Genomic DNA, 16,468 nt, shown 5'->3' with positions numbered 1-16,468 from the left:
TCCGCGAGGGCCCGCAGCCCACGGCCACGCGAGCGGTCAGGGGTGCGCGGCCCGCCAGTGCTCGACCACGACGTCCGGCGGGACCGTCTCCACCGCGTCGGTGCCCAGCCAGCAGGGCCCCGGCCGCCCGCCCTGCAGCCGGGTCAGGCCGGTGGCGCGGGTGACCCGGGCCTGCACGCCGCTCGCCGGGTCCTCCGTCCACGCGCCGCGGGACGGGTCGGGGACGTCCACCTGGTCCGGCCACGGCTGCCAGGGCAGCCGGTGCACCCAGACCGGCCGGGTCAGCCTCAGCTCGACCCGGGCCCGGGCGAGGACCTCGGCCGGTGGCCGACCCCGGTGGACGCGGGGGTCCGGCGGCAGGCCGTCGCGCGGGTCCGTCGCCCCCGGCCCCGACGCGGCGTCCGTCCCGGTCAGCCAGACCCCCACGTCACCCTGGCGCAGCACCGACTCGACCGCGAGCACGACCTGGCCGTGGGTCCAGCCCCGGACGTCGAGGTCCACGACGACGTCCGGCTGGGGGTAGGACCAGCCGCGGCCCCGCACCAGGGGGTGGGGCAGGAGGTGGGCCAGTCGAGCGGTCTCGGCGTTCTTGACCGCCGAGAGCCCGGTGCCCGCGGCGTCCGCGCGGCCCGCGACGTCCGGGCCGTCGTGCCAGGCCACGGCGTCGGGCACGTGCCGCAGGTCCGCCCCCGCCAGCCAGCACCGCCACGCGAACTCCCAGTCCTCCCCGCCGTAGCCGGTGAGACGCGCCTCGAACCCGTCGACGACGTCCAGCACCGCACGGGACACCCCCAGCACCGCGCCGATGACGAAGCGGAACGACGTGTCGTCAGCGGCCTGCAGGTCCTGCGTCCGGGCATACCCCTCGGCCAGCCAGGCGGGGGCCAGCAGCTCCTCGGACGGTGGCCAGCGCGCCTCCCCGGGCAGGTCGGCGTGACCGCGCAGGTCGGCGTGGCGCCGGCGTCCGACCGCGAGGGTGGGCCGGTCGAGGCAGACCCGTTGCAGGGCGGCGACGTAGCCGTCCTCGGGCACGGTGTCCCCGTCGAGCAGGACCAGCACGCGACCCGTCGTCGCCCCCAGGCCGAGGTTGCGGGCCGCCGCGAGCCGGAAGCCCTCGTCGGGCTGCCGGAGCACCCGGATCCGCCCGAGCGCCCCGTGCGGGGCGGCGGGCAGGGTGGGCGGCCGGGGCGAACCGTCGTCCGCGACCACCAGCTCCAGGCCGCCCCGGACCCCGGTCTGGGCCGCCAGGCGTCCGACGAGCAGGTCGAGCAGCTCCTGGTCGCGGTAGTAGGGCACCACGACGGAGACCGCCGCCTCGCGGGCCGGGCCGGCGACCCGCTGCCCCGCCTCCTCCCAGCCGGGCCCGAGGCGGACGTCGTGGGGCAGCCAGGTCGGGTCCGTGCCGTCCGGCGAGGACACCTCGACCAGCGCGTCGGCGAGCGCCGGGGCCAGCCGGTCCCCGGGGACCGTCTGCACGGTCCCGGGCAGCCGGTCGGCGAGCTCGCGGGCATACCGCGAGTCGAGCAGCAGCGGCCGTCGTCCCGCCGCGAGCCAGGTGGCGACGGAGCCGGACGCGGAGACGTGCCGGTGCGCCGCGACGGGCACCGTCGCCGCGGCGAGCAGACCAGGCAGCGCCTCGTCGGGCACGTAGCCGGTGGCGTGCCAGCGCACCCCCGCGTCCCTGGCCCGCACGGCCAGTTCCTCCAGCAGGTCCTCGTGGCCCTGCGACGCACCCCCGAGGTTGAGGACCTCCACCGCGCGGTCCTGCAGCCGGGGGTCCCGGGCCGCCAGCGCCGCGGCGTCCACCACCTCCTCGAGCCCCTTGCCCGGATAGACGAACCCGAGCGTCACGACGGTGAGGGGCGGTGCCGGCGTGTCCGCCGACGAGGGTCGGGGGACGGCGCCGGGGTCGGGCTCGACCGGCAGCGGGACCACCAGGGTGCGGCCGAGCACGGCGGCGGCGACGTCGGGGCGGGCCCAGCGCAACGCCGCCGCGAGCAGCAGCCGCTCGTGCCCGCTCGCCACGACGACGGTGTCCGCGGAGGCGGCCACGCCCGCGTAGAGCTCGCTGCGCGCGTGCCGGTGGCGCCCGTCCGAGCGCTGCGGCAGGTCGTGGAGCACCACCGTCACCCGGGCCGCCCCCCGCAGCACCCGGCGCCACTCCTCCAGCCCCTGCCCCGGCGCGGAGGCCAGCAGCCGGTCGGTCACCTGGGCGAGCACCACCCGCCCGGCGACGGCACCGTCGGCGAGCTCGTCGAGCCGGCCGCACCGCAGGAGCTCGGCCTCCCCCAGGTGCGGGTGCACGCCGAGACCGTGCCGCACGACACCGTGCCCCTCGGGCCCGGGCACGAGGTGGACCAACGGCGGGGTCACGGGCGCCAGCCCCACCGCCGCAGCAGGTCCTCCCTCTTCTCGATCCCCACCTCGACGACCCGCGGGTGGCGGGCGTAGAACTCCCGGTGCGCCGCCCCCACCTCGTCGTCGGAGACCGCCTCGCCCTCGACCAGCCACCCCTCGCGAGGGTCCCCCCGCAGGTCCAGCGCCTCGAGGACACCGCGCGACAGCGGGGTGGACACGGACGCGAGCAGGACACGGCCCGGGTCCTGGACGGCGATTCCGGACCCGGGCTCGACCTCCTCCAGCACCCGTCGGGCCAGCGCCAGCAGCACCTCGTTGCCGGGGTGGTCGACCGTGCGGCCGGCCTCGGCCCCCGCGGCACGCACGACGTCGCTGATGCGCAGGCTCTCCTGGGCCCGCTCCCGCCGCTCGAGCTCGGCCAGCGAGTCGGCGGCGAGTTCGCGCACGAGCGCGGCCGGCGCCTCCCACGGACCGTCCCAGCCCGCGGCACGCGCCAGCCGCCGCACGTCGTGGTAGGGCACGACGGGCGGGTCCTCGACGTCCGGGTGGCGCACCAGCACCTGCTCGGGGTAGAGCCCCGTGAAGAAGTAGTTGGGCGCAGCGACCACGCGCGCCCCCGTCCGCAGCCGCGCCGCGACCTGGTCGGTGCCGAGCGGCATACCCCGGTAGTCGTCGGCCACCGCCTGGGCGACGAGGACGTCGACCCAGGTCAGCAGGCGGTCGAGGTGGGGCAGGTCCGCCTCCTCGAGCTCGTGCACCGGCGGCATCCGCACCGTGTCGAGGACGCCGGCGGTGTCGAGGGCGACCCGCAGCGCCTCGGCCTGGCAGTTGCCGAAGACCGCCAGCCGCGGTCGACCCGTGGCGGGCAGCTCCGCCAGCCCGTAGAAGCCGCCGTAGTGGCGACGCCGTCCGTCCTCGCTCACGGTGGGCTCCCTCCGTCGATCCGTCGTCCCTCGAGGACACCGGCATACACCTGGGCGTGCCGCCGCGCCAGCCCCGCCCGCTGCGCGGCCCGTGCCGCCCGGCCGGGGCGGGCGGGAGGTCCGGCCGCGCACCCCGCGAGGAGATCAGCCAGGCGCGACGGGGACGGAGCCCGGTCCGGCGGCCCCCACGTCCTGACCATCCCGCCACCCTGCTCCTCGAGGTGGCCGACCTGCGGGGCGAGCACCCAGGTGCCGAGGTCGCGGCACGCCTCGACCCAGCCCGAGTGCGTGGCCCAGGCGTAGGGCAGGACCGAGACGTCCAGCGCCTGCAGGGCGGACCAGAGCTGCTCGTCGTCCAGGCGGGGGCCGACGACCACCTCCACCCCGGGCTGCGGGTCGTCGAGCAGCCGCCGCAACAACCCCGCCAGCGCCTCGTCGTGCCGGGGGAAGTCCGGGTCCAGCACCTCGGGGTGCGCCCGGACCTCCAGCACGGCCGGGCGCCCGGTCCGCGCCGGCAGGTCCGGCAGCGCCTCGAGCAGCGCCGGCAGGACCCGCATCGGCGCCAGGTTGGTCCGCAGGCTCTTGAGGTGCAGCCCGATGCGCAGCTCCTCGTGCCCCGGGCGTGGCCCGTCGAGCAGCTCCAGCGGGACCACGTGCGGGTGCGGCAGGACGAGGGGGCGGCGGCCGTGCTCCCGCTCGACGCGGTCCGCCGCGCCCTCGCTGAGGGTGAGCAGCCCGTCGGAGCGCTCGACGAGCAGGGCCAGCTGGTCCCGGTGGTGCGTCTGGTCGTGCAGGTGGGGGTGGTCGACGTCGTGGACGGTATGGACGAGCGGCAGACCGAGGTCGGCCAGCGCGTCCAGCCAGGCGCGCAGCTCGGGCAGGCTGCGTCCCTCCACCCCGAAGTGCACGTGCAGGACGTCCTGCTCGCGCGCGTGCTCGCGCACCCACGTCTCCTCCAGCGCGGGGTGCGGCCACCACCGGCCCGCGGGGGCGCCGGGCACCGGCGGGTCGGGGAGCACGGTCACGGAGGGCGGCGTCGCTCCCGTCGGCGGCGCCTGCACGTGCTCGACGTAGGGATGGGCGGCGGGGACGTGCCGCACCCGCACGGGGCTCACCCGCTCACGACCCAGCGCCCGGACCGGTCCTGCTCCGCCAGGCCGAGCCGACGGAAGGCCTCGAGCCAGCCCCCCATCGGCCACCACCCCCAGCGGTCGGCGAAGACCCCCGCGTTGCGCACGACCGCCTCCAGGTGCGTCACCGGAGGGGAGGACGAGGGGTGGTGCTGGTGGTAGGCGGTCGCCCCGCCGACCCACACGAGACGGCCTCCGCGCGCCCCCAGCAGCTGGCCGAAGTCGGTGTCCTCCCCGCCGTAGCCGACGTAGTCGGTGCAGAAGCCGCCCACGGCCCGCAGGTCCTCGGCCGTCGTCGCGAAGCTCAGCGACCAGAACCGGGTGAGGTCGGGCTCCGGGCGCTGCTCCCCCTCCGGCAGCCGCACCCGGTCGGGCCGGTGCTCGCCCCGCCGGGCGAGCTCGGCCGGGTCGGACCACCCTCGCGGCCGGGGAGGCAGGTAGGCCACGTCCCCGCCCAGGACCAGCGGTCCGGTGTCGGGGCGCGGGGCGGCCAGCGCCGCGGCATACGTCTCGACCGTGCCGGGCCCCGGTATGCAGTCCACGTCCAGGAAGACGAGGGTCTGCGCCCCGTGCCGCGCGGCCGTCTCGGCCGCGGTGTTGCGGGCGAGGGCGAGCGGCAGCCCGCGCGGGTCGGCGTCGACCTCGACCACCAGCAGCCGCGGGACGACGCGCCCGGTCCTCCGTCGAGGTCCCTCGCCGGAGGGGGCGGGCCGGTCGCGGCCGTCCTCCGCGACGTGCTCGTCCCAGGCCTCCCGTGCCACCCGGGCGACGTCCGGGTCGTCGATCGCCGCCACGACGTGGAGGTCGGGACGGCGCACGCCCGAGGCGAGTCCGGCGATCTGACCGCGCAGGTGGTCGTGCCGACCGTGCGCCAGGGTGAGGACCGCGACGCTCATGCGCCCCGCTCCACGCCCTCGCGGACCGCCGGACCCGTCGGGGTGCGGGGCACGTCCCCCTCGGCATCGCCGCCGACCGGCCGCACCAGCGAGTCGGCCAGGGCGTCCAGGTGGCCGGCGGCGGTGCCCGCACCGTCCTGCCCCCACCGCGACCATCCCTGCCCGCCGAGCTCGAGGGCGCGCGACAGCAGCCCGGGCCAGCGCGCGCCGGCGGGCCACCCCTCGGCGGTCGCGGCGATCCCGAGCCGGGAGAGGGCTTCGGCCGTCGCCACCTGCTCGTCGAAGGGCCGCGGCTGAGCCAGCGCCACCGCCGGGCGGCGGGCCAGCGCGACGTCGGCCACCGCACCCTGGCCCGCGTGGCACACCACGACGTCCGCCCGGCACAGCTCGGCCGGCAGGTCCGGCGACGACGGGTGCCCCCCACCACGGACCACCCAGGTCCACCCGGGGGTCGCGGACCGCGCCTCCTGCAGCTGCGCGGGGCTCAGGGGCTCCCCTCCGTGGCCCCAGAGCACCAGCACCTGCCGACCGGTCCCGTCGGTCCCCTCGGTCCCGCCCGTCTCACGGGCCAGGGCCGGGCCGACCGCCGCGGGCCCGGGGGTGCCGGGGGACGACGACACCGCATCGGCGAGCGCGCTGATCCCCCCGACCTCCCAGGTCTTGAGGCGCCACCGTGCGGGCCAGTCCTCCCGGGGGTGGGCGCCGGCGGGCCAGGGCGCGAGGATGGCCTCCGCCACGTCGTAGGCCAGCGCGTGCACGGCGTCGGCGCGCCGGCCCGGCATACCCCCCACCACCACGGGCACCCCGCACAGCCGGGCCAGCAGGCTGACCTCGACCGACACGTCGACGACGAGCAGCTCGGGGCGGGCCTGCTGCAGCCAGGACACGAGCTGCGCGTGGCGGCGCAGCAGGCCCTGGTGGTGCAGCGGCACCCAGTGCAGGACCCCGCGGGCGGTGACGTCCGCCGCCTCGTGGTCCACGACCGGGTCGTCGTCGCGCTCCAGCTCGACCCAGCGACCCGGCCAGCCCTCCGGAGGCGGACCGCTGCCGAGCCCGACGACGTCGTGCCGGGTGCGGCGGGCCACGGCGGTGGCGCGGCGCCGGTGGCCCGACCCCTGGTGGTGCAGGTAGTAGCCGATCACCGGCCGGGCTCTGCCTCGGCCTCGGAGAGGGCCAGCGACCCCACGGTCCGGGGGTGCGTGGTGCGCTCGAGGACGGCCCGCTCCCGGCGGCCCGCCCGCTGCGCGGCCCTGCCGGCGCCCCGGGGCTGACGCAGGGAGCGGCGGCCCAGCCGCGCCGTGGACTCGTAGACCCGCTCGAAACGGTCGACCATGGCGTCCACCGAGTGGTGCTCCAGGGCGTGGGCGCGGGCCAGCGGGCGGGAGAGCTGCAGCACCTCGCCCAGCAGCTCGGCGCCGCTGCGCACCAGCTCCGCCTCCGGGAGCGGGCGTCCGGCCCGGTCCTGCACCGGGACGAGCCGGCCGACGTGCTCGCCCACGACCTCGCCGAGCCCGCCCCGGTCGAGCGCGAGCACCGGGGTGCCGCAGGCCAGGGCCTCGGCGGCCACCAGACCGAAGGGCTCGTCCCAGACAGGCGTGACGAGCGCGGCCGCGCTGCGGCCCACGAGCGAGGCGAGCTCGGAGGTGCGCAGGTGACCGGCATACGTGATGCCCTCGCCGAGGAGCGGCCACAGCACCTCGCGCGCGTAGGTCTCGTCGGACAACGGGCCGGCCAGCACGAGCGGCAGGCCGGCGCGCCGGGCGATGGCGACGGCCAGGTGCGGCGCCTTCTCGGGGGTGATGCGCCCGGACCAGACGAGGGCCGGTCCGCCGGGACCGGCGCGCCACTCCCGGGTGTCGATGCCGTTCGGCACGAGCTGGGGCCGGACCAGGTCCGACCAGGCCCGGGCGGTGTGCCTGCTGACGGCCGTCACGACCGGCTGACGACCCGGTATGCCCTGGGCGGCCCGCAGCGCGGACTCCAGCCAGGGCGTCGGCGGGGTGTGCAGGGAGAGCACCGTCGGTGCGGGCAGCAGGGGTGCCATCGCCACCGGGAGGTAGTGCAGGGCGTGGGTGTGCACGATGTCGACGTCCGTGCGCTGCGCCAGGTGCATCATGAGGCTGAGGTGGGCGTGGTGCTGCTGCATCCACCCCGCCTCCGGCATGGAGACGTCACCCTGGGCCGCGGCGCTGAGCTCCAGGCGCTCCGGCCACAGGTAGTCCACCCCGGGGACCTCCTGGCTGCCGCGAGCCGCGAAGACGCTGACCCGGTGCCCCCGCGTGGCGAGCCCCGAGATGAGGTGGGCCGTCAGTGACTCCAGGCCCCCGGCGAAGGGCTCGGCCAACGGGTGCCGGGCGTGGGCGACGACCACGACGTGCATAGCAGAACCTCCAGTCACTGGGTGGGCGACGTGACGTGGGCATGCGCCTGCGCCGGCATGCTCGACCATCGAACGTCAGTCTGGACAATAGGCCGAGTCCGGCGATCGCGCCGTCTGGACCGCCACCTGCCGACGGCCGCGGCCGCGGTGGCGGCCGTCCGGGCGGCCGCGAGGCCCGCAGGTCCGGGGCGCGACGGGCACGTCCCCGGTGGTCGGGTGCGGGGGCCTCTCACCACGACAAGACGTGCGGCGTGCCCGGTCCTACGCTGAGGGGCATGTCCTCATCTGTCGAAGTGATCGTCGTCGGTGCCGGACTCGCCGGGCTCACGTGTGCCCGCACGTTGCAGGACCAGGGCGTCGGGGTGCGCGTGCTCGAGGCGGGTGACGCCGTCGGGGGTCGCGTGCGCACCGACCAGGTCGACGGCTTCCTGCTCGACCGGGGCTTCCAGCTGCTCAACCCCGCCTACCCGGCGCTGCGACCGCACGTCGACCTCGACGCACTGGCCCTGCAGCCCTTCCGGGCCGGGCTGGCCATCCGCAGCGAGCGCTCCGAGCCGCTGCTCGTCATGGCCGACCCGCGCAGGGAGCCCCAGCTCATCGGGCAGACCATGCGCTCGGGCAAGCTGCACCCGGCCGCCCTGGGCGCGCTCGCCCGCTGGGCCGCGCCCGCCCTGCGGGTGGACTGGGCCCTGCGCAACGAACGGGAGGACGTCTCCCGCCGGGAGTCCATGGACCGCGCGGGCCTGCACGGGCCGTTGCGCCGGGTCATCGACACCTTCTTCTCGGGGGTCGTCCTCGAGGACGACGGGAGCACCTCGACGGCCTTCACCCACATGCTCACCCGCATGTTCGCCCGGGGGAAGCCGGCCCTGCCCGAGCGGGGGATGCAGGCGCTCCCCGAGCAGCTCGCGGCCGGGCTGCACACCCCTGTGGAGCTCGGGACCGAGGTCGTCTCGGTCGGTCCCGGCCGGGTGGAGACGGCCGGGGGCGAGCAGATCACCGCCGACCTCGTCGTCGTGGCGACCGGCGCGCAGGCCGCGGCGGCCCTGACCGACCGGCCCACGACGCCGGGCAAGGGCATCACCACGCACTGGTTCGCCGTGGACGAGGCGCCGACCGACCTGGCGCTGCTCGTCATCGACCAGCGGACCTCGCCCGGCCCGGTCATCAACACCGCGGTCCTCAGCAACGCCGCCCCCTCCTACGCCCCGCCCGGGCGGCACCTGGTGGAGGCCAGCAGCCTGCTCCGCCCCGGGCAGGACCCGGTCACCGACGCGGAGGTCGCCGGACAGCTCGCCGGCATCTACGGCGTCCCCACCGAGGGTTGGCAGCTGCTCCGGCGCGACCACATCCCCTACGCCCTGCCCGCCCAGCCCGCGCCGCTGAACGTCCGGGAGGCGCTCGAGGTCGAGCCAGGGCTCATCATGGCCGGCGACCACCTGGACACCGGCTCGATCCAGGGCGCCATGGTCTCCGGGCGGCGGGCCGCCGAGGGCTACCTCCAGCGACGCACGCCCGCGCTGGCCCGCCAGGACTGAGCCGGCCAGGACTGAGCCGCTGTCCCCGCCCCCGCCAGGACTGAGCGGCTGCCCCTCCGCCCGCCAGGACTGAACCCGCCAGGACTGAGCGGCTGTCCCTGCGCCCGCCAGGACTGAACCCGCCAGGACTGAGCGGCTGCCCCTGCGCCCGCCAGGACTGAACCCGCCAGGACTGAGCCGCTGTCCCCGCCCCCGCACACCGGTGCACCTCCGACAGCGCAGCACTGAGGATCAGGCTGCCGCTCCCTGTCCCTGAGCTCGAGCGCGACCTCGGCGGCTGGCGGGAGGCCCGGGGTCGGCTGCCCCACGCATCCCTTGCGTCACCGTGGTCACACCGTGCGGAGACATGCACAGAACCACGGGATATATCCCCGGCATCTGCCACCATCGCCGCACCGTGGTGCTCGTGCGTCTGCTGTGCCTGGTGTGACTGCCGGCATCCCCCACGTAACTGCTGCAGAGGGTGGGCGGGCTCCTCGTGCAGCTGGGCGCCACCCTCAACGGGTCGCTCGGCGCCATCCTCAGCGGGCGGCCGACACCCCAAACCTCAACGGGCGGCTCGGCACCCCACCCTCAGCGGGCGGCCGGCACCTCACCCTCAGCGGGCGGCCCGGCACCCGTGGTGGCTACGGGTCGTCAGAGACACCCGCAGCCACCACGCCCCTCCGTCTGGGTGGTGCGGCCGGTCAGACCCGCGCGCCGAGAGGTATGCCGTGCCCGCAGGGCAGCAGCGGGTCGCCCAGCCCCGGCTGGTCGGGGTGGTGGGTGCGCACCTGCTCCATCGAGCGCGGCAGGTCGAAGGGCAGCCGGCCACGGGCCTCGCCCCGCAGGGCGCGGACCAGCGCGGGCCCGCCGCTGCCGTAGCTGCCCACGACGGCGTCGACCGCGTCCATGACCGGGCCGAGGACCGCGGGCCGGTCCAGGGTCACGTCGACGACGACCGGGCAGTGCTCGCGGATCCGGCGCAGCCGCACCGGCAGCCCCGGGGGGAACTCCAGCGACCCCTGGTGGAACCACGCCTCGAGGAAGAGGTCGGAGCGCGGCTCGTGCGGGGCGGCCAGCCGGATCACCGCCAGGTCGGCGTCCTCGGGACGCTCCACCACCCGGCCGAGCGCGGCGGCGTCCTGTGCCGAGATGCCCTCGACGTAGACCGCGCGGTCGGACCCCGACAACGGCAGCAGCCCCCCGTCGTCGGCCAGCACGGTGACCGAGGCGGCCTGGGCGGCCAGGCCGGCCTCGACCGTCCCGGGCGTCCCGACCCGCTCGTCGGCGAGCGCCTCGTCGACGAAGGGGTCGTCGAACAGGCCGAGCTGCATCTTGACCATGAGCAGCCGTCGGGCCGAGACGTCGAGGCGCTCCTCGCTCACCCGGCCGTCGGCCACGAGGCCGGCCAGCACCTCCACGCACTCCTCGCCGCCGAACTGGTCGCAGCCGGCCTCCAGCAGCAGCTCCATCCGGCCCGCCGCGTCGAGGTGCTCGACGCCCCAGGCGCGGGCGGGCAGCACCTGGTCGCCGACGTGGTTGTCGTTGACGAGCTCCCAGTCGGTGAGGACGACCCCGTCGTAGCCGAGCTCGTCGCGCAGGAGGCCGGTGACGATGCGCCGGTTGAAGCCGAAGCCCACCTCCGGCACGGCCTCGCCGTCCAGCTCCAGCCCCACGGGCATGCCGTAGTAGGGCATCATCGCGGCCACCCCGGCCTCGATCGCCGGTAGGAACGGCGCCAGGTGGTCGGCGAAGTGCCCGCCGCCGTAGACCTGCTCCCGGCCGTAGGGGAAGTGCGCGTCCTCCCCGTCGGCCTGCGGCCCGCCGCCGGGGAAGTGCTTGGCCGTGCAGGCCACGCTGCCCGGCCCGAGCTCGCCGCGCTGCAGGCCCTCGAGGAAGGCCAGGCCCAGCTCGGTCACCACCTGCGGGTCCTGCCCGAAGGTGTGGAGCTGCCGCGCCCACCGGGGCTCTGTGGCGAGGTCGAGGGTGGGGTGGAGCGCCGCCCGGATGCCGACCGCGACGTACTCGGAGCGGACGGCCTCGGCATACTCCCGGCACACCTGCACGTCGCGCAGCGCGGCGATCCCCAGCGGCTCGGGCCACTGGGAGAACGAGCCCGCGGAGAAGCTCGCGCCGGCGTTCTCGCTGAAGCCGTGCCGGGGGTCGGTCGAGATGGTGACCGGTATGCCGTGCGGCGTCTCCTGCGCCAGGCGCTGGACCGCGTTGTGCCAGCGGGCCGCCTCGTGGGCCGGGCCGAGCTGGTGGACGTTGAAGTGGTTGACGCGCTTGTCGACGACGACGTGGCGGGTGCCGGTCTTGCTGATCGCCCCCGGCCCGTCGAGCACGCTGCCGCCCGGGCCGGTCTCGATGACCGTGTGGAACAGCAGCCCGATCTTCTCGTCCAGGGTCAGCCGGCCGAGGAGGTCGTCGACGCGCTCGGCGTCCGGCAGGCGCGGGTCCTCGAAGGGGTCCATGACGCCGTTGTGGTTGAGGTCGCGGTAGCGCACGCCGTCCGGTCCGGTGCGAAAGGCCTGGTCACTCATGCGCTCGCACCGAACTCCTCCATGGCGAGCACCGGGCGCAGCGCGCGCTCGGCCGCCCCGGTGCTGAAGTAGCGCTGCAGCATGCCGCCGCACAGGACGTTGCCCAGCGCCCCGAGGATCATCGCCTGGTCCAGGGACAGGTAACGGGTGGCGACCTGCCCCGAGCTGGTGTTGACCGCGTCGTAGAAACCGCCCGGGCCGTAGGAGTCGAAGTCGGCCTCGATCGCCACGAGGTTGTCGTAGGACTCGGCCGGGGCGTGCATCATCGCCAGGAAGGCCGCGTGCGGCGTGACGACGCCCTGGCCGTAGTCCGGCTCGGGCTGCCCGTGCACCCGGTCGGTGCGCTCGACGTCAGAGAAGTAGCCCTCCGGGTTGAGCCCGAGGGCGTCCACGCCCCACTCGGCGTAGCCGCCGGCCGGGTGGCTGGCCGGTGAGAAGCCCCAGTAGCCGTACTCGGCCAGCCCGTGGGCGGCCTGCACCGCGACGTGGTTGGGGTGGTTGCGGCCCCAGGATTCGGGCGCCCAGGTCTCCTCGGGCACGAAGACGTTGGGCATGAGCTCCTCGAACATCGAGCCGCCCCAGCCCGGCACGGTGCGGTGGCCGAGGTAGTCGTGGGCGCCCTCGAAGACGTCCACGCCGAGGTAGGTCCGCCACTGCCCGACCGGCGGCATCTCCGGCCAGGTCCACTCCGGCGGGAAGGTCCGCCACGCCTGGAAGTAGGCCTCCGGCGGCACCTGACCCTTGATGATGCCCAGGTAGGTGGTGATCCGGGTCTCGGAGACGATGGTGTCGTAGTGGTGGTCGGCGGTGTACCAGACCGGCGTGCCCGCGTCGATGAGGTCGCGGGCCTCGGTCCGCGGCGGGGAGAGCAGCCGGGTGGGCTCCTCCAGGTAGAACCCGCCGTAGTTGAGGTAGGGCTTGTCGAAGGTCGGGTCGGCGAAGACGTCGAAGCGCATACGGTCGAAGAGCCGGCCGGCGAGCCGGGCGTTGGCCCGGTCGGCGTTGCGGACCACGAGCAGCGCGGCACCGAGCCAGGAGGCGTCGATGCTCGAGACGAACGGCACGACCGGGTCGCCGCTCTCGGGCCAGTCGTAGATGACCGAGCCGTCCCGCGGGTCGTACCAGTTGAAGTACATCCCGCTGGCCTCGTGGTGCTCCATCCCCTGCAGCGTGCGCAGGGTGCGCCGGATCCGGCGGGTCGCCTCGCCGCGGGTGATGAGGCCCAGCTCGCGGGCGACGACCGCCGACCAGAGGTAGCCGCCGATGTTGGTCGGCGAGGTGTAGACGCCCGGCGTGGACAGGTCGCCGGTGATGTTGTCCGAGACCAGCCCGGTGTCCTCCGGCGTCATCGCGACCATCGAGGCCCACGTGTCCCGCGTCCACCGCCGGAGGGTGGCGGCGTCGGTGCCCTCCGGTGCCCCTCCGGGACGGCCCGGACGGCCGGGACGCCGGTGGCCGGGCGGGGTGGCGTGGGCGGCCGAGGGCATGCCGAGGGCGACACCCCCGGCCAGTCCCCCGGCCAGCATGGTGCGGCGGGACAGCGAGGTATGACGTGCGTCGAGCGGGTGCATCGGTGCTCCTTCGTCGGTGATGGAGGGGAGGGAGAGGTGCGCGGGACTCACTTGATCCCGGTCGTGGCGATCCCTTGGATGAACCGCCGCTGGAAGATGAGGAACACGACCAGCACGGGCAGGACGACGATCGTCGCGCCGGCCATGAGGAGGCCGTACTGCTGCTCGTTCTGCCCGGTGGAGTAGAGCGCGAGCGCCACCGGGAGGGTGTAGGTGTCGTTGCTCTGCGCCACCACGAGGGGCCACAGGAAGTTGTTCCAGCTGCCGAGGAAGGTGAGGATCCCCAGCGTCGCGAGCGCCGGCGTCAGCAGCGGCAGGATGACCTGGAAGAAGATCCGGAACTCGCCCGCGCCGTCGATCCGCGCGGCCTCGACCAGGTCCCGGGGCAGCCCGAGGACGAACTGACGCATGAGGAAGACGCCGAACGGCGCGACGAGGAAGGGCAGGAACAACCCGGGCAGGGTGTCGACGAGGCCGAGGTTGGCGACGAGGACGAAGAGCGGCACGAAGGTGACGACCCCGGGGATCATCAGGGTGCCCAGGATGAGGGCGAAGATGAGCCGGCGGCCGCGGAAGCGCAGCATGCCCAGGGCGTAGCCCACCATCGAGCAGAAGAGCAGGTTGCCGGCCGTGACCACGACCGCGACGATCGTGGAGTTGCTGAAGTAGGTCCCGAAGGACAACCGGCTGAAGAGCTGGGTGAAGTTGTCCAGCGTCGGGTTCTGCGGCCACCACGTCGGGGGGATCTGCCGCAGCTCGGCGTTGGTCTTGAACGACCCCAGCACCATCCAGGCGAAGGGGGTGATGACCAGGACGAGCGCCACCGTGAGCAGCACGTACAGCCACCAGCGCGAGCGGGTGCCGATCATGGCTCAGTCCTCCTTCTCGGAGAGGAAGCGGAACTGCAGCGCGGTGACGATCGCGATGACGAGGAAGATGAGGTAGCTCAGCGCCGCGGCATACCCGTAGTTGCCGAAGCTGAACTGCTGGTAGGTGTACATCGAGGCCGAGATCGTGCTGTTGAGCGGACCACCCTGGGTCATGACGAAGGGCTCCTCGAAGAACTGCAGGTAGCCGATCGCGGTGGTCACCGAGACGAAGAGGATCGTCGGCCGCAGCACGGGGACGGTGACGTTGCGGAAGCGCTGCCACGCGTTGGCCCCGTCGATCGCGGCCGCCTCGTGCAGCTGCTGGGGCACCGCCTGCAGACCCGCCAGGAAGATGATCATGGCGGTGCCGAAGTTGCGCCACGTCGCCATCGCGATGAGCGAGGGCATCGCCCAGGTGGTCGACCCGAGCCAGTTGGGCCCGTCGATGCCGACCCACGCCAGGACGGTGTTGACCAGGCCGCTGTCCGGGTGCAGCAGGAAGCGCCACACCACGGCGACCGCCACGATCGAGGTGATGACCGGGGTGTAGAAGCCGAGCCGGTAGACCGCCCGGAAGCGGGTGATCCCGGTGTTGAGCGCGATCGCCGCGGCCAGCGCGATGGTCATCGTCAGCGGCACCCCGACGAGCACGAAGTATGCCGTGTTGAGCGCGGCCTGCCGGAAGACCGGGTCGCCGAAGGCCTTGGCGTACTGCTCGAAGGCGACGAAGTTCACCTGGAACGGGGTGCGCAGGTCGCGGTTGGTGATGTCGGTGACCGAGAAGAAGACCGACTGGATCACCGGCCAGGCGGTGAAGACCCCGAAGAGGAGCAGGAAGGGCAGGGTCAGCAACCAGCCGGCGCGCTCCTCGCGCCGCGCGCCGGGCGGGCGCGAGGAGCCGGCCTTCCTGGCCGCACGGGTGCTCTGGGGGGCGCTGCGTCGCGTCCCGGTGACGGCGCTCACGGGCTTACTGCCCGGTGCCGATGGACTCCGCCTGCTGCTGGGCGGTCCGGACGGCCTCCTCGCCGGAGAGGTCCTGCTTGGCGACCTTCTCCATCTCGGCGTCGAAGGCGGCGGCCACCTGCTCCCACGTGGGGAACGAGGGCGGGGCCTGGGCGGTGGTGAGCTGCTCACCGAACTTCGCGAGCTTCTCGTCCTCCGTCAGCGCCTCGTCGTCCCAGGCGGACTGGACCGAGGGCAGCGCGCTGGTCATGTCGTACCACTCCACCTGCGTCTCGGGCTGGGTGAGCCAGTCGACGAGCGCCCAGGCGGCGTCGCGGTTCTCGGTGTCGGCGAAGACGCCGAGGTTGGAGCCGCCGATGAACGAGGTGGACTCACCGCCGTCCGCGGTGGGGATGGGGGCGACGTCGTACATCGAGCCGAAGTCCTCCTCACCGCCCTCGGCGGCGAAGTCCTCGACGAGGCTCATCATCCAGGGACCGGAGATGAACATCGGGACGCTGCCGTCGGTGAAGGTGGCCTCGGTCTGGCCCTCGGGCGGGTTGGCGTCGGAGATCTCCTCGTCGAAGAAGCTGCCGAAGTAGTCCACCGCGGCGACGTTCTCCGGGGTGTCGAGGGTGTAGGCGTCCTCGGTGGCGATCTGCCCCCCGCGGGACCAGGCGAAGGGCACGACGGTCTGCCACGAGCCGGTCTGCCCGGGCTGCAGGCTGATGCCCCAGTCGACGCCCTCCTGCTCCTGCATCGCGGCCGCCATCTCCTGGAAGCCCGCCTGGTCGGTGGGGACCTCGTCGTAGCCGGCCTCGGAGGCGATGTCGGTGCGGTAGTAGACCATCCGGGTCTCGACGTACCACGGGACCCCGTAGGACGTGCCCTCGACCTCGGTGGTGCCCTGGGCGCCCTCGAAGAACGTGGAGGTGTCGATGGAGCCCGGGGTCGGGTCCAGGGCGTCCATGCCGGCGAACTCACCCATCCACGTGGTGCCGATCATCGCGACGTCGGGCGTGGTGCCGGCGGTGATGGAGTTGACGAACTTGTCGTGCGCCGAGTCCCACGGGACCGGGGTCACGTTGACGCTCACCTCCGGGTACTGCTCCTCGAAGCCGGCCACCAGGTCGGGCAGCGCCTCCCCCTCGGCACCCATCGCCCAGACCTCCAGCTCGCCGGACAGGTCGTCGGTCGAGACCGCCTCCCCGGTCTGGGGGGCACCCGCGTCACCCGCACCGCCGTCGTCGCGGCCGCACCCGGAGAGGGCCAGCGCGGTCGTGGTCGTGAGGGCGACCAGCAGGGTGGAACGTCGCATGAGGACTCCTTCGTCGTC

The 16,468-nt window shown here is 74.7% G+C and carries 12 protein-coding genes; 1 reads left to right on the top strand and 11 read right to left on the bottom strand.

The window, feature by feature from the left end:
* Window positions 1-36: 36 nt before the first annotated feature.
* Genes Q0967_RS05740 through Q0967_RS05715 form a run of 6 tightly spaced genes read right to left on the bottom strand, consistent with a single transcriptional unit; the run spans window position 37 to window position 7,687 of the window.
* Complete coding sequence (locus Q0967_RS05740; protein WP_298748694.1) at window positions 37-2,373, bottom strand: glycosyltransferase; 2,337 nt, start codon at window positions 2,371-2,373, stop codon at window positions 37-39.
* Window positions 2,370-3,281: a WcbI family polysaccharide biosynthesis putative acetyltransferase gene (locus Q0967_RS05735; RefSeq protein WP_298748695.1), complete on the bottom strand. Its 912-nt coding sequence runs from the start codon at window positions 3,279-3,281 to the stop codon at window positions 2,370-2,372. Before Q0967_RS05735 ends, Q0967_RS05740 begins: the two co-directional genes overlap by 4 nt.
* A complete protein-coding gene (locus tag Q0967_RS05730) occupies window positions 3,278-4,396 on the bottom strand; it encodes a glycosyltransferase (RefSeq protein WP_298748696.1) in 1,119 nt (372 codons plus the stop codon). Before Q0967_RS05730 ends, Q0967_RS05735 begins: the two co-directional genes overlap by 4 nt.
* Window positions 4,393-5,307 carry a glycosyltransferase family 2 protein gene (locus Q0967_RS05725; RefSeq protein ID WP_298748698.1) on the bottom strand — a complete coding sequence of 305 codons (915 nt, stop codon included), beginning with the start codon at window positions 5,305-5,307 and terminating at the stop codon, window positions 4,393-4,395. Before Q0967_RS05725 ends, Q0967_RS05730 begins: the two co-directional genes overlap by 4 nt.
* Window positions 5,304-6,449, bottom strand: a complete 1,146-nt coding sequence (locus tag Q0967_RS05720) for a hypothetical protein (RefSeq protein WP_298748700.1) — start codon at window positions 6,447-6,449, stop codon at window positions 5,304-5,306. The genes Q0967_RS05725 and Q0967_RS05720 overlap by 4 nt, the downstream gene beginning before the upstream one ends.
* Window positions 6,446-7,687 carry a glycosyltransferase gene (locus tag Q0967_RS05715; RefSeq protein WP_298748701.1) on the bottom strand — a complete coding sequence of 414 codons (1,242 nt, stop codon included), beginning with the start codon at window positions 7,685-7,687 and terminating at the stop codon, window positions 6,446-6,448. Before Q0967_RS05715 ends, Q0967_RS05720 begins: the two co-directional genes overlap by 4 nt.
* A gap of 275 nt (window positions 7,688-7,962) precedes the next feature.
* Here Q0967_RS05715 and Q0967_RS05710 point away from each other — a divergent pair, with 275 nt between their 5' ends.
* Window positions 7,963-9,225, top strand: coding sequence for an NAD(P)/FAD-dependent oxidoreductase (locus tag Q0967_RS05710; protein WP_298748703.1), 1,263 nt, complete (start codon window positions 7,963-7,965; stop codon window positions 9,223-9,225).
* A gap of 686 nt (window positions 9,226-9,911) precedes the next feature.
* On the opposite strand, the gene Q0967_RS05705 is transcribed toward Q0967_RS05710, so the two are convergent.
* From Q0967_RS05705 to Q0967_RS05685, 5 genes are read right to left on the bottom strand one after another with little or no spacing between them, the layout of a single operon-like run.
* A complete protein-coding gene (locus tag Q0967_RS05705) occupies window positions 9,912-11,750 on the bottom strand; it encodes a glycoside hydrolase family 3 protein (protein WP_298748705.1) in 1,839 nt (612 codons plus the stop codon).
* Window positions 11,747-13,321, bottom strand: coding sequence for a glucoamylase family protein (locus Q0967_RS05700; RefSeq protein ID WP_298748707.1), 1,575 nt, complete (start codon window positions 13,319-13,321; stop codon window positions 11,747-11,749). Before Q0967_RS05700 ends, Q0967_RS05705 begins: the two co-directional genes overlap by 4 nt.
* Before the next feature lie 47 nt (window positions 13,322-13,368).
* Complete coding sequence (locus Q0967_RS05695) at window positions 13,369-14,190, bottom strand: carbohydrate ABC transporter permease (RefSeq protein WP_298748709.1); 822 nt, start codon at window positions 14,188-14,190, stop codon at window positions 13,369-13,371.
* Window positions 14,191-14,193: 3 nt separating this feature from the next.
* Window positions 14,194-15,153: a carbohydrate ABC transporter permease gene (locus Q0967_RS05690; protein WP_298748712.1), complete on the bottom strand. Its 960-nt coding sequence runs from the start codon at window positions 15,151-15,153 to the stop codon at window positions 14,194-14,196.
* 4 nt (window positions 15,154-15,157) lie between these two features.
* On the bottom strand, window positions 15,158-16,450 hold the full coding sequence (locus Q0967_RS05685; RefSeq protein WP_298748713.1) for a sugar ABC transporter substrate-binding protein: 1,293 nt from the start codon (window positions 16,448-16,450) through the stop codon (window positions 15,158-15,160).
* Between the last annotated feature and the right edge of the window lie 18 nt (window positions 16,451-16,468).

The sequence above is a fragment of the uncultured Serinicoccus sp. genome, from assembly GCF_947500995.1.
Lineage (GTDB): Bacteria > Actinomycetota > Actinomycetes > Actinomycetales > Dermatophilaceae > Ornithinicoccus.
The sequence above is the reverse complement of the archived record's forward strand: the minus strand, read 5'-3'. Positions and strand labels throughout refer to the sequence as shown.

Coding starts and splice junctions, on each gene's coding strand:
- Q0967_RS05695 (WP_298748709.1), bottom strand. CDS start 14,190: ATGATCGGCACCCGCTCGCGCTGGTGGCTGTACGTGCTGCTCACGGTG.
- Q0967_RS05710 (WP_298748703.1), top strand. CDS start 7,963: ATGTCCTCATCTGTCGAAGTGATCGTCGTCGGTGCCGGACTCGCCGGG.
- Q0967_RS05705 (WP_298748705.1), bottom strand. CDS start 11,750: ATGAGTGACCAGGCCTTTCGCACCGGACCGGACGGCGTGCGCTACCGC.
- Q0967_RS05715 (WP_298748701.1), bottom strand. CDS start 7,687: ATGCACGTCGTGGTCGTCGCCCACGCCCGGCACCCGTTGGCCGAGCCC.
- Q0967_RS05725 (WP_298748698.1), bottom strand. CDS start 5,307: ATGAGCGTCGCGGTCCTCACCCTGGCGCACGGTCGGCACGACCACCTG.
- Q0967_RS05700 (WP_298748707.1), bottom strand. CDS start 13,321: ATGCACCCGCTCGACGCACGTCATACCTCGCTGTCCCGCCGCACCATG.
- Q0967_RS05685 (WP_298748713.1), bottom strand. CDS start 16,450: ATGCGACGTTCCACCCTGCTGGTCGCCCTCACGACCACGACCGCGCTG.